Source organism: Gordonia alkaliphila (genome assembly GCF_039542465.1).
In the GTDB taxonomy this organism is placed as follows: Bacteria; Actinomycetota; Actinomycetes; order Mycobacteriales; family Mycobacteriaceae; genus Gordonia; species Gordonia alkaliphila.
The window spans coordinates 121501-133086 of sequence record NZ_BAABIE010000012.1; the positions used below are offsets into that span (position 1 = coordinate 121501).

The 11586-nt window shown below is 67.6% G+C and carries 14 protein-coding genes; 8 read left to right on the forward strand and 6 right to left on the reverse strand.

Translation table 11 applies throughout. From position 1 onward, the window contains the following. Positions 1–63: 63 nt before the first annotated feature. Positions 64–1176: a CaiB/BaiF CoA transferase family protein gene (locus ABD989_RS13525; RefSeq protein ID WP_345313878.1), complete on the forward strand. Its 1113-nt coding sequence runs from the start codon at positions 64–66 to the stop codon at positions 1174–1176. Positions 1177–1375: 199 nt separating this feature from the next. Here the strand turns inward: ABD989_RS13525 and ABD989_RS13530 are convergent, their stop codons facing one another. Next, positions 1376–2068: a TetR/AcrR family transcriptional regulator gene (locus ABD989_RS13530; protein WP_345313879.1), complete on the reverse strand. Its 693-nt coding sequence runs from the start codon at positions 2066–2068 to the stop codon at positions 1376–1378. An 84-nt stretch (positions 2069–2152) separates the two neighbouring features. On the opposite strand from ABD989_RS13530, the gene ABD989_RS13535 reads away from it, so the two are divergent. After that, complete coding sequence (locus ABD989_RS13535) at positions 2153–2905, forward strand: SDR family oxidoreductase (protein WP_345313880.1); 753 nt, start codon at positions 2153–2155, stop codon at positions 2903–2905. A gap of 14 nt (positions 2906–2919) precedes the next feature. Beyond that, positions 2920–3243 (forward strand): nuclear transport factor 2 family protein, encoded by a 324-nt coding sequence (locus tag ABD989_RS13540; RefSeq protein WP_345313881.1) that lies wholly within the window; start codon positions 2920–2922, stop codon positions 3241–3243. Between the two features lie 64 nt (positions 3244–3307). Here ABD989_RS13540 and ABD989_RS13545 read toward each other — a convergent pair whose 3' ends face one another. The 5 genes from ABD989_RS13545 to mftA form a co-directional block, all read right to left on the reverse strand. Then, positions 3308–4108: a mycofactocin-coupled SDR family oxidoreductase gene (locus tag ABD989_RS13545; RefSeq protein WP_345313882.1), complete on the reverse strand. Its 801-nt coding sequence runs from the start codon at positions 4106–4108 to the stop codon at positions 3308–3310. A gap of 190 nt (positions 4109–4298) precedes the next feature. Continuing rightward, positions 4299–5516 (reverse strand): pre-mycofactocin synthase MftD, encoded by a 1218-nt coding sequence (gene mftD, locus ABD989_RS13550; protein WP_345313883.1) that lies wholly within the window; start codon positions 5514–5516, stop codon positions 4299–4301. Positions 5517–5596: 80 nt separating this feature from the next. After that, positions 5597–6892 carry a mycofactocin radical SAM maturase gene (gene mftC, locus ABD989_RS13555; protein ID WP_345313884.1) on the reverse strand — a complete coding sequence of 432 codons (1296 nt, stop codon included), beginning with the start codon at positions 6890–6892 and terminating at the stop codon, positions 5597–5599. Positions 6893–6896: 4 nt separating this feature from the next. Next, positions 6897–7223, reverse strand: coding sequence for a mycofactocin biosynthesis chaperone MftB (gene mftB, locus ABD989_RS13560; RefSeq protein ID WP_246992018.1), 327 nt, complete (start codon positions 7221–7223; stop codon positions 6897–6899). Further along, positions 7223–7303 carry a mycofactocin precursor MftA gene (gene mftA / locus ABD989_RS13565; protein WP_246996771.1) on the reverse strand — a complete coding sequence of 27 codons (81 nt, stop codon included), beginning with the start codon at positions 7301–7303 and terminating at the stop codon, positions 7223–7225. Before mftA ends, mftB begins: the two co-directional genes overlap by 1 nt. Before the next feature lie 122 nt (positions 7304–7425). On the opposite strand from mftA, the gene mftR reads away from it, so the two are divergent. The 5 genes from mftR to ABD989_RS13590 all read left to right on the forward strand — a co-directional run bounded on the left by mftR (position 7426) and on the right by ABD989_RS13590 (position 11463). Beyond that, positions 7426–8031, forward strand: coding sequence for a mycofactocin system transcriptional regulator (gene mftR, locus ABD989_RS13570; RefSeq protein WP_345313885.1), 606 nt, complete (start codon positions 7426–7428; stop codon positions 8029–8031). Between the two features lie 86 nt (positions 8032–8117). Continuing rightward, positions 8118–9176, forward strand: a complete 1059-nt coding sequence (locus ABD989_RS13575) for a 2Fe-2S iron-sulfur cluster-binding protein (RefSeq protein ID WP_345313886.1) — start codon at positions 8118–8120, stop codon at positions 9174–9176. Positions 9177–9180: 4 nt separating this feature from the next. Beyond that, complete coding sequence (locus tag ABD989_RS13580) at positions 9181–10380, forward strand: NAD(P)/FAD-dependent oxidoreductase (protein WP_345313887.1); 1200 nt, start codon at positions 9181–9183, stop codon at positions 10378–10380. Further along, on the forward strand, positions 10377–11132 hold the full coding sequence (locus ABD989_RS13585; RefSeq protein WP_345313888.1) for a DNA alkylation repair protein: 756 nt from the start codon (positions 10377–10379) through the stop codon (positions 11130–11132). The genes ABD989_RS13580 and ABD989_RS13585 overlap by 4 nt, the downstream gene beginning before the upstream one ends. A gap of 13 nt (positions 11133–11145) precedes the next feature. Further along, on the forward strand, positions 11146–11463 hold the full coding sequence (locus ABD989_RS13590; RefSeq protein WP_345313889.1) for a helix-turn-helix transcriptional regulator: 318 nt from the start codon (positions 11146–11148) through the stop codon (positions 11461–11463). Positions 11464–11586 lie beyond the last annotated feature (123 nt).

The window sequence follows — 11586 nt, forward strand, 5'->3', positions numbered from 1 at the left end:
AACGGTCAGCCGACCCGCACCGCTCGTGAGAAATCGCTCGTGACAATTCGGAGGTACTTCGCAGTGACTACACCCAGCCGTCCTTCCTCGGGTCGTTCCGGCCCCCTCGCCGCCATTCGCGTCATCGAGTTCGCCGGCATCGGCCCGGGCCCGCACGCGGCCATGCTGCTGGCCGACCTCGGCGCCGACGTGATCCGCGTCCAGCGTCCCGGCGAACTCCCCAAGGAGGGCCGCAAGGCCGACGCCCTGCTGCGCGGTCGCCGCGTGGTGGAGGCCAACCTGAAGAACCCGGCCGACCGCGAGACCATCCTGAACCTCGTGGCCAAGGCCGACGTGGTGATCGAGGGCTTCCGCCCCGGCGTGATGGAGCGTCTCGGCTTCGGGCCCGACGACCTCGCCGCGGTGAACCCGGGCCTCATCTACGGCCGCATGACCGGCTGGGGCCAGGACGGCCCGCGCGCCGAGCTCGCCGGCCACGACATGAACTACATCTCGCTCACCGGCATGCTGCACGCGATCGGCCGCGCGGACGAGAAGCCCACTCCCCCACTGAATTTCGTCGGCGACTTCGGCGGCGGCTCGATGTTCCTCGTGGTCGGCGTCCTGGCCGCCCTCGTCGAGCGCAGCATCTCCGGCAAGGGCGAGGTGATCGACGCCGCGATGGTCGACGGCGCCTCGGTGCTCGGCCAGATGATGTGGGCCTTCCGCGGCACCGGCCTCTGGCAGGATCGGCGCGGCGTGAACCTGCTCGACACCGGCGCACCGTTCTACGAGGTGTACGAGACCTCGGACGGCAAGTGGATGGCGGTCGGCGCGATCGAGCCGCAGTTCTACGCGCAGCTGCTGGCCGGGCTGGAACTGGATCCGGAGTCGCTGCCGAACCAGCTCGACATGTCGCGCTGGCCGGAGCTCAAGGAGAAGTTCATCGAGGTCTTCGCCACCAAGACCCGCGAGGAGTGGGCGGCGATCTTCGACGGCACCGATGCCTGCGTCTCGGCCATCCTCGATTTCACCGAGGCCCCGAACGATCCGCACCTGGCCGCTCGCGGCTCGCTGGTGGAGATCGACGGCGTGATGCAGGCCCAGGTGGCACCCCGCTTCGGCCGCTCGGCCACCGAGACCCCCGAGGCCCCGGCGCGCACCGCGACCGACCCGGCCACCGTCTGGAACGACTGAAGCCCGAACCAACGGGGCCGAACGATTGAGCACCGCGGACGCCGACCTGGTCGGCGTCCGCGGCTCGGTGACCGCTTCCGCCTGCGCGGCGCCGCGCTACACAAAGCTGATCTGACCGCCGCGAACCTCCGCACGTCGACACTGAGCCACGCCCCATCACGCGCACCATTCACCGACTCTGCGTTCACTGACGCAGCGTTCAGTCGGCCGCCTCCGCCAGACGCTGCAACCACGAAGCCAACAGCGCAGTCTCCTTTTCCCCCAACAGATCCGGCCGCGCCACCGCAAAATCGAGCGCGGCGAACAGCGCGGATCGTCTCGACGATTCGTCGTTACCGATACCGGTGATCCCCGCGATGACCGCGTCTCGCACAGCCGCGGTGAGAGCTGGATCCGGCGCGGCGAGAAGGATCTGTCGAAGCGTAACCCCGACGTTGGTCGCCAGGATGTGCGCTGCCGCCTGGTCTGCGGAGACGGTGAGACGCCCCTGCTCCTCTGCGACACCGGTCAGCGCACGCAGCATCTGCGTGGGACGCGATGTCGCAGGACGTGCGTCACCCGGCCGCACCTGGCCGTACATCAAGGTGTACAGACCTGGATTCGCCAGGCCGAAGGCGACGTGCGCATCCCAGCCGTCACGGAGATCCTGAATCGGATCGCCGCTGGACTCCCGGTTCGCCTTGGCCGAGAGATACAGGTTGAAGCCGTACTCCGCAACAGCGTCGAGCAGCCCATCCTTATTGCCGAAGTAGTGGTACAGCGTTGGCATCCGCACGCCGACGCGATCACACACTGCACGCAGGGAGATCTCTGAGCCAGGCAACTCTGCGGTCAGCTCGACCGCAGCCTCCAGCAGCCTCTCGCGTGTACCACCTCGCACATCTTCTATCACCCTGATACATTAGCCGCATATCGCCGGTATACGATCACGTATCATCGATATACCACCAACTCAACAACACACAGGGGAACCCACATGACGTACAACCTGACCGGCAAGAACGTCCTCGTCGCAGGCGGCGGAAAGAACCTCGGGGGGCTCATCAGCCGACTCGCCGCGGATGCGGGCGCCAATGTCGCAGTGCACTACAACTCCGATTCGAGCCGCGCCGAGGCAGAGGCGACCGTCGCCGCGGTCCGGGAACGGGGACGCAATGCAGTGCTACTCAGCGACGATCTGACCAACCCCGACGCCGTCGCACAGCTGTTCTCCGACGCGAGCGCGGCACTCGGGGGGATCGATGTAGCAGTGAACACCGTGGGCAAGGTGTTGAGGAAGCCGATCGTCGAGACCACCGAGGCCGAGTACGACTCGATGTTCGACATCAACAGCAAGGCGGCCTACTTCTTCATCAAGGAGGCGGGCCGCAACCTGAACGACAACGGCAAGATCATCACCATCGTGACAGCACTCCTCGCAGCGTTCACCGACGGCTACTCGACCTACGCGGGCGGCAAGAGCCCGGTCGAGCACTTCACCCGCGCTGCCGCGAAGGAGTTCGGCCCGCGCGGAATCTCGGTCACCGCCATTGCGCCCGGCCCGATGGATACCCCGTTCTTCTACGGCCAGGAGACGCCTGAGCGCGTTGAGTTCCACAAGTCCCAGGGCATGGGCAACCGCCTGACCAACATCGAGGACATCGCACCGATCGTCACGTTCCTGGCGACCGAGGGCGCGTGGATCACCGGCCAGACCATCTTCGCCAACGGCGGCTACACCACCCGCTGATCGAAAGGATCTTCATGTCTACCGAACTCACCGGCCCCGTGGCCGCCTTCGTCGAGACCGTGAACAAGCACGACGACGCGTTCCTCGACTTCTTCACCGATGACGGCTTCGTCGACGACTGGGGACGCATCTTCACCGGGCGAGACGCAATCCAGGACTGGAGCGACAAGGAATTCATCGGCGCCAAGGGCACGATGACCGTGACCCAGGTCGACACCGACGGCGACGACATCGTCGTGATCGCCGACTGGCGCAGCAGCTGGGCCAACGGCCTGAGTCGCTTCACCTTCCGGCCGGCAGGCGACAAGTTCGCCGCAATGATCATCCGCGAGGGCTGATCACCGAGAAAGGGGCCCGGATCGCACACTTCGGTCCGGGCCCCCTTTGTCAACCAGATCGGCATCAGACCTTGGTCGCACCCATGTCGATCTCGAGTTCCGAACCGGTGATGGCGGCTGCGGTCGACAAATAGAAGACGGCGTCGGTGAGGTCGTCGACGCTGGCGACCGGGTAGTGGTCCATCATCGACGGGAAGTGGCGACCCCAGTTCTGGAAGGCCTTGATCGCCTCGGTGTCCTCGAGCCCCATCGCGGTGTGCACGGCGTAGGGATGCACGGTGTTGACGCGGATCTTCTCCGGGCCGAGCTCCTTGGCCGCGGTCTGCGCCAGGCCGCGCAGACCAAACTTCGACGCCGAGTACGACGCCTGCACCGGCATCGCCTTGATGCCCGCGCACGAGGATACGATCACGATGCTGCCGCCGTTGCCGGCCGCGAGCATCACCGGAATCGCGGCCTTGAGCGTCTTCCAGGTGCCGACCAGGTTCACGTCGATCACATCGGTGAACTGTTCCTCGGTCATCTCCCAGGTGAGGCCCCAGGTGAGGATGCCGGCGTTCGCGATGACGTGGTCGAGGCGGCCGAACTGCTCGACACCGTCGGCGAGCAGCTGCCGCTGGAACTCCAGGTCGCGCGTGTCGCCCTGGCGAGCGAGGATCGTGCCGCCGACCTCTTCCACGAGGCGGACGGTCTCGGCGAGATCGTCCGAGCTCGCGGGCGGATAGGTCGTGTGGTCGGCGACGCGGTCGGCGATGTCCATGCCGATGATCGACGCGCCCTCGCGCGCGAAACGAATGGCGTGGTTACGCCCCTGACCACGGGCGATACCCGTGATGTACACGACCTGACCGTCGAACTGTCCCATTACCGAAACGCCTTTCTAGAGCACACGTAGTCGCCGAACTGTAACACGTTCTAGTCTGGGCGACGGTCGCGCCCGACGCCTCGCCCCGTCCCCCGCGGTCAGGGAAGCGAAACGGTTCCCCACCCGGTGTCGGCAGGCTGGTGACAGCGCGGCCGACCCCGGTCGGGGAACCGTGTTCGGGTGGTGACGATCAGCCGCCGAAGGACTGCTCGAAACCCTCGGGGATGATCAGATCGTCGCGGCTCAGGTCGGCGATGTCGGACTTGCCGAGGCCCATGAGCGAGGAGTCCAGGCCCATCTGCAGCAGGTCGAGGACGTTCTCCACACCGGCCTGCCCGTTGGCGGCGAGGCCCCACAGGTACGCGCGGCCGATCATCACGGCCTTGGCGCCGAGCGCTAGGGCCTTGGTCACGTCGCTGCCGCGGCGGATGCCACCGTCGAGCAGCACGTCGAGGTCCTTGCCCACGGCGTCGGCGATCGGGCCGAGCACGCGAATGGTGGCCGGGGTGCCATCGAGGTTGTTGCCGCCGTGGTTGGAGACCGAGATGGCGGTGGCGCCGATGTCGACGGCGCGCTTGGCATCGTCGAGCCGGGTGATGCCCTTGACCATGAACTCGCCGTCCCAGTGCTCACGCAGCCACTGCAGGTCTTCCCAGGTGGGCGGCGGGGTGTTCATCCACTGGCCGTACACGTTGAAGAAGGTGGGCCCGGGCTCGCCCTTGTGAGCGATGTTCGGAGCGCTCAGGTCCGGGATCAGCAGCTTGCCGTCGCGGAACCAGCTCATCGCGAAACGCGGCTTGGTGATCATCTCCGGAGCCAGCTTGGCGACCGCGTTGAAGTCGACCTTCTCCGGGATCTCCGGGCTGCCCCAGTCGCGGCCGACGTTGAACACCCAGTCGGTGGTGACGATGAGCCCCTTGCAGCCGGCCTCCTTGGCGCGGTTCGCGCGCGCCAGGATGTCTTCGCGGCTGCCCAGCCAGTAGATCTGGAAGAACACCTTGTCGTTGACGGCGGTGACCTCTTCGACCGGCTTGGACGCGAAGCTCGACAGACCCATCGCAGTGCCGCGGGCGGCGGCGGCGCGGGCCACGGCCACCTCGCCGTCCGGGTTCACGGCCTGCACGCCGGTCGGGCTGATCATCACCGGGAACGGCAGGTGCTGTCCCATCACGGTGGTGCCCAGATTGCGCTCGGGGGTGGTGCCGATGACGTGCGGCGCGAAGCCGAGCTCACCGAAGGCGTCGACGTTGTCGTTGACCGTGATACCGGCCTGGGTGCCGGCCACCAGCGACGAGTAGATGGTCTTCGGCAGGCGCTTCTTGGCGCGACGCTGAGCCTCGCCCACGGTCTCGAACCACGGGTTGCGGCGCCACGGATTCTTTTCCGCGAGCTCAGAGAATTTGGACATGTTTCTAACTCTCGATCAATAGGGGTGGTGAAAACTCGCCGGTCGGGCCCATCGTCGACGACGGGCCCGACCGGCGGATGTCAGGAACAGCAGTTCGACGACGAGCAGCCGGTGGCCGTCGTCGGCATGAAGCCGGCCAGCGGGTTCTCGTCGCAGTCACGCGAGGGCGGGCGGGTCATCAGCGTCAGCGGAGTGCCGCGCGAGTGGTCCTTGTTGGCGGTGGGCTTGCTGCGCTCGCCGGCCAGCAGTTGCTCGCCGTAGCCCTGCACGCACTCGGGGTCGGGGCCGTCGAGCGGCAGTCCGGTGAAGAACTTGGCCGCCATGCAGCCGCCGCGGCAGGCGTCGTAGTGCGCGCACGAGTTGCACGCGCCGGCGCTCTGCGGCTCGCGCAGTTCGGTGAACAGGTCGCTGCGCTGCCAGATCTCCTGGAAGCCGCCCTCAGTCTCGGTGATGTTCCCGGCCAGGAAGTTCTCGTGAATCGCGAACGGGCAGGCGTAGACGTCGCCGACCGGGTCGATGAGGCAGACCACGCGCCCGGCGCCGCACAGGTTGAGACCGGGCAGACCGCTGCCGCCGCCGCTGCTGAAAGCCGACAGGTGGAAGAAGGAGTCGCCGGTGAGCACGCGATCGCCGTGCGCGACGAGCCACTCATACAGGTCGCGCTGCTGCTCCGGCAGCGGGTGCAGATCGTCCCAGACGTCGGCGCCGCGGCCGGACGGACGGAGCCGGGTGATGCGCAGCGTCGCGCCGAAGCGATCGGCCAGCGCCTTGAATTCGTCCAGCTGGGTCACGTTCTGGCGGGTCACCACCACGCTGATCTTGGCGTCGGCGAAGCCGGCGTCGGACAGGTTCCGCAGGGCGCGCACTGCCATGTCGAACGAACCGGGTCCGCGCACGGCATCGTTGACCTCGGCGGTCGCGCCGTCGAGCGAGATCTGCACGTCCACGTAGTCGGTGGCGGCCAGCCGCTGCGCCACCTCGGGGTTGATGCGCAGGCCGTTGGTGGAGAACTTGACGCCCACCTGGTGGTCCACGGCGTAGTCGACGAGCTCCCAGAAGTCCGGGCGCACGGTCGGCTCGCCGCCGCCGATGTTCACGTAGAAGACCTGCATGCGCTGCAGTTCGTCGATGATCGCCTTGCACTGCTCGGTGCTCAGCTCGCGCGGGTCCCGCTTGCCCGAACTCGACAGGCAGTGCACGCAGGCGAGGTTGCAGGCGTAGGTCAGCTCCCAGGTGAGGCAGATCGGCGCGTCCAGACCACGCTCGAACTGGTCCACCAGCCGGCCCACCTTCGGGGGCACCGCGGGGACGGTCGGGAGGTCGAGGCGGGGGGTGGTCGACGGCAGGTCGTCGATCCGGGGTTCAAGGGTGGTCATGAGTTCACTCCTGGTCGCGGGCGGTGATCATCCCGGAGTCGGCCAGCGCAGTCAGCGCCTGGACGTACATCGGACGGTCGGCGTCGGCGATGCCGGCGGCGATCAGGGCCGCCTCCGCGCTGGGCTGATCGGCCAGCGACTGCACCAGGTCGACGACGACGAGGTTCTTGAGGAAGGACAGCTTGCGTGTCCCGAAGTGATAGAGCAGCGCACCGAACGGTTCCGGCCGCAGGGCCACCGACGGATTGAGCCGCCAGGGCAGCGTGAGAGAAAAGGACGTGCTTCCGGTGACCGCGAGGTCACCGGAAGCACTTGTCGACGCGGTGGTCATCAGTAGACGCCGCACATCCCGTCGATGGAGACTTCCTCCACCAGCGATTCCGTGACGAGTTCCTGAGTGTCCTCTGCCATGTGAACCAACCTCCTTCGAGTTTGTTTGTGGTTCACGCCACACTATAATGGCACCAGGTGCAAAATCAAGGGGTCCGGCGACACCGTCGAGCACGGCCCGATCACCGCAGGAGATGAGCAGGATGACGCGTGCCGGGCGACCGCAATCGACCACGCGTGCCGAGCTGAGCACCCTCGCGATCGACCTGTTCACCGAGAACGGTTTCGACCAGACCAACGTCGACGACATCGCCGCCGCCGCCGGCATCGCGCGCCGCACCTTGTTCCGCTACTTCCCTTCCAAGAACTCCATCCCGTGGGGCGACTTCGACGGCCACCTGGCCAAGATGCGCCGACAACTGCGCGCCCACCCGGATCAGCCACTCGGCGAAAGCCTGCGCCTGGCCCTGATCGCCTTCAACGAGGTCCCCGAGGTGGAGCACGAACACCACCGACGTCGCATGCAACTACTTCTGGAAGTTCCTGCGCTGCAGGCGCATTCGATGCTGATGTACGGCGAATGGCGGCAGATCGTGGCCGAGCACGTCGCCGAACGCCTCAGCCTTCCGGTGACCGCACATCTGCCGCAGACCATCGCGTGGCAACTGCTCGGCGCCTCGCTCGCCGCCTACGAGCAGTGGCTGGCCGACCCGTCCACCGACCTCCTCGAACTGCTCGACGAGGGCTGCACCGTGGTGACCCACGGCCTCCCACCGGAGGCCGCCGGAGTGCACACCGGGCACAACTAGACTCGCGCTCGAGTCCTGATATTCTGTATTAGAACCTGTTCTAGTTTCCCGGCGGCGACGCCGGGCCCATTCCACAGAGAGTCCACATGACGGATCTGACGCCGCACTCCGCACGCAGTGCGATCCTCACGGTCGCCGAGGTGATCGACGAGACGCCCGATGCACGCAGCATCGTCTTCCAGGTGCCGGACGTGCACGCGGACAAGTTCACCGACTACGAATCGGGACAGTTCCTCACGCTGCGCATTCCGAGCGACGAGACCGGCTCGGTGGCGCGCTGCTACTCGCTGTCGTCGGCGCCGGGCGCCGACGAGCTGCCCAAGGTCACCGTCAAGCGCACCGCCGACGGCTACGGCTCCAACTGGATCTGCGACAACCTCGCCGCCGGTGTCCAGATCGAATCGCTGCCGCCGTCGGGCGTCTTCGTCCCGGCCAACATCCACACCCCGCTGCTGCTGATCGCGGCCGGATCCGGCGTGACCCCGGTGATGTCGATCCTGAAGACCGCCCTGACCAAGGGCACCGGTCCGATCACCTTCTTCTACGCCAACCGCGGAGAGAATGACGTGATCTTCGCGGCCGAACTCCGCGACCTGGCCGCCAAGCACACCGGCCGCCTCACCGTGATCCACTGGCTCGAGTCGCTGCAGGGCCGCCCCACCGCCAAGGCGCTGGCCACCAGCTTCGCGCCGATGGCCGCCACGCACAGCGCCTACATCTGCGGCCCCGGCCCGTTCATGGACGCCGTGCACGCCGGACTGGCGAAGGCCAAATTCGACCACCACAACGTGCACACCGAGGTCTACAACTCGCTCTCCGGCGACCCGTTCGTCGACATCGAACTCGACGAGGTCAGCGACGAGGAGGCCGCGGCCGCCGCCGAGGTCGAGGTGGAGTTGGACGGCGAGACGCACACCTTGAAGTGGCCGCGCTCGCGCACCCTGGTCGACGTGATGCTGGCCGCCGGTCTCGACGCGCCGTACTCCTGCCAGGAAGGCGAATGCGGATCGTGCGCGTGCACCCTCGTCGAGGGCACGGTCGAGATGGAGAACTCCGGCGCCCTGGATCCCGACGACATCGCCGACGGCTACATCCTCGGCTGCCAGGCCCGACCCACCAGCGACAACCTCTCCGTGGAGTTCTGATCTGATGAGCGATTCCGTCGTCATCGTCGGCGGTGGCCTGGGAGCCTCCCGCCTCGCCGAGAACCTGCGCGGGAACCAGTTCGCCGCGCCCATCACCATCCTGTCGGCCGAGGAGTACCTGCCGTACGACCGCCCGCCGCTGTCCAAGGTCACGCTGACCGACGACGCCGCGCGCGTCGACCTCAAGCCGGCCGAGTTCTACATCGACGCCGACATCGACGTCCGCCTCGGTGCCCGCGTGGTGTCGGTGGACACCGCGGACCGGCACGTCGTCGTCGAAACGCTCGACGGCGAGCGTTCCCCGGTCCCCTACGGCACCCTGGTGCTCGCCACCGGCCTGCGCCCGCGCACGTTCCCCGGTGAGGGCGGCGACCTGGCCGGCGTGCACGTGATCCGCACCTTCGACGACGCCGTCGCCCTCCGCGAAGAGATCGGCGGTGCCCGCACCGCCGTGGTGATCGGCGCCGGCTTCATCGGCTGCGAGGCCGCTGCCAGCCTGATCAAGCGCGGCCTCGACGTGAGCGTGGTCGAACCGGCGCCCACCCCGCTGGCCGCCGCCCTCGGCCCGGTGATCGGACAGTTCGTGGCACGCCTGCACACCGAGGCCGGCGTGAAGATGACCACCGGGGTCGGCGTGACGCGCCTGCTCGGCACCGACGGCCGGGTGTCCGCGGCCGAACTCGACGACGGCACCGTGCTCGAGACCGATCTCGTGGTGGTGGGCATCGGCGGCTACCCCGACCTGACCTACCTGGACGGTTCGGACATCGAACTCGCCGACCGCGCCACCGGCGGCGGTATCGCGTGCGACCACCTCGGCCACACCAGCGCACCGAACGTCTTCGCGATCGGCGACGCCGCGAATTGGGCTGACGCGCACGGCGATCGACATCGCGTGGAGCACTGGAACCACACCGTGGAGCAGGCCGTCACCGTCGCCGCCGAGATCGAAGAGCACGCGCTGCCTGCGCCGACCGTGCCGTACTTCTGGAGCGACCAGTACGACCTCAAGGTCCAGTTGCTCGGCTCCCCGCGGCCGGACGACGAGGTGCACGTGGTCGACGACGACGGCCGCAAGTTCCTGGCCTACTACAGCCGCGACGGCATCCTCACCGGCGTCGTCGGCGCCGGACGCGTCGGGAAGCTGATGAAGACGCGACCGCACCTGCTCACCGAGACGCCGATCGCCGACCTGCTGGGGTGAACGGCGTTGGCCCGCACCTGACTTCGACGGCCACCGCCGCCGAGATCGTCGCAGCGATCCATGCCCTCGGTGACCCGGAGCGGGCCGTCGGCACCAGCCGGTTCTTCAAGACCGGCCCCGGCCAGTACGGCGCGGGCGACGTGTTCGTCGGCGTCCGGGTGCCGCAGCTCCGCGCGCTGACGAAATCGCTGCGCGGGCTGCCCTCCGACGTGGTGCGCACCCTGCTCGAGGATCCGGTGCACGAGGTGCGACAGGTCGCGCTGTTCACCGCGACCGCGAACTTCGGCGCGGCCGATCCGGCCGGGCGCGCCGCTTGGGTGCAGCTGTACCGGGACGCGGTGCGGGCCGGACGCGTGAACAACTGGGACCTCGTCGACCTCTCCGCCGACCCCATCCTCGGCACCTGGCTGGTAGAGCAAGGCGACCACCGAGAGCTGCTGATGTGGGCCCGCTCGGAGAACCTGTGGGAACGTCGGGTCGGCCTCCTGGGCACCTTCGCCTTCCTCAAAGCCCAACAGCCGCAAGCACTTCTGGACGTGGCGCCGCTGGTGATCGACGACCGCCGCGACCTGATCCAGAAGGCCTTCGGCTGGATGCTGCGCGAACTCGGCAAACGCGTTGACCGCCGACTGTTGCTCGACTACCTCGATGCGCACGCCCACGCGATGGGCCGCACCGCGCTGAGCTACGCCGTCGAACACCTCCCCGCTGAGCAGCGCGCGGGCTACCGGGCACTCCGCTCCCCGAAGTGAGAGACTGGGAACTATGCCCAATATCGATTTTCAGATGGATGGTTCTCTGGCCCGAGCAGCACGCCACCTCACCAAGGTGTCGGCCCGGACCATCGCCCGCCGCGCGGGGATCGACGCCGACGCGCTGCGCGGCTACGAGAAGGGCGGTGACACCCTGACCGAGGCCCAGATCCAGGCGGTCGCCGAAGCCCTCGTGCACTACGGCGTCCTCTTCGTCGCCGAGGACGAAGTGGGCGGGGTCGGTGTGCGCCGCAAGTTCACCCGCACCAGCGTGCAGCGCATCGAGACCTGGGAAGGCGAGGGCGGCCCCGTCGGCGACGACGACATCTAGGCCGTGTTGATCAAGTCGGTCTTGATCCAGATCAGTGTGGCGGCGAGGCAGATGCCGGCGCGGTAGTTGCGGGCGAGCTTGTCTGAGCGCATCGCGATGCCACGCCACTGCTTGAGCCGGTTG

Excerpts from the sequence above, each read along its gene's own strand:
- mftC (WP_345313884.1), bottom strand. The coding sequence starts at position 6,892 with ATGACCACCCTTGAACCCCGGATCGACGACCTGCCGTCGACCACCCCC.
- ABD989_RS13540 (WP_345313881.1), top strand. The coding sequence starts at position 2,920 with ATGTCTACCGAACTCACCGGCCCCGTGGCCGCCTTCGTCGAGACCGTG.
- mftA (WP_246996771.1), bottom strand. The coding sequence starts at position 7,303 with ATGGCAGAGGACACTCAGGAACTCGTCACGGAATCGCTGGTGGAGGAA.
- mftD (WP_345313883.1), bottom strand. The coding sequence starts at position 5,516 with ATGTCCAAATTCTCTGAGCTCGCGGAAAAGAATCCGTGGCGCCGCAAC.
- ABD989_RS13535 (WP_345313880.1), top strand. The coding sequence starts at position 2,153 with ATGACGTACAACCTGACCGGCAAGAACGTCCTCGTCGCAGGCGGCGGA.
- ABD989_RS13575 (WP_345313886.1), top strand. The coding sequence starts at position 8,118 with ATGACGGATCTGACGCCGCACTCCGCACGCAGTGCGATCCTCACGGTC.
- ABD989_RS13545 (WP_345313882.1), bottom strand. The coding sequence starts at position 4,108 with ATGGGACAGTTCGACGGTCAGGTCGTGTACATCACGGGTATCGCCCGT.
- mftB (WP_246992018.1), bottom strand. The coding sequence starts at position 7,223 with ATGACCACCGCGTCGACAAGTGCTTCCGGTGACCTCGCGGTCACCGGA.
- ABD989_RS13580 (WP_345313887.1), top strand. The coding sequence starts at position 9,181 with ATGAGCGATTCCGTCGTCATCGTCGGCGGTGGCCTGGGAGCCTCCCGC.
- ABD989_RS13590 (WP_345313889.1), top strand. The coding sequence starts at position 11,146 with ATGCCCAATATCGATTTTCAGATGGATGGTTCTCTGGCCCGAGCAGCA.
- mftR (WP_345313885.1), top strand. The coding sequence starts at position 7,426 with ATGACGCGTGCCGGGCGACCGCAATCGACCACGCGTGCCGAGCTGAGC.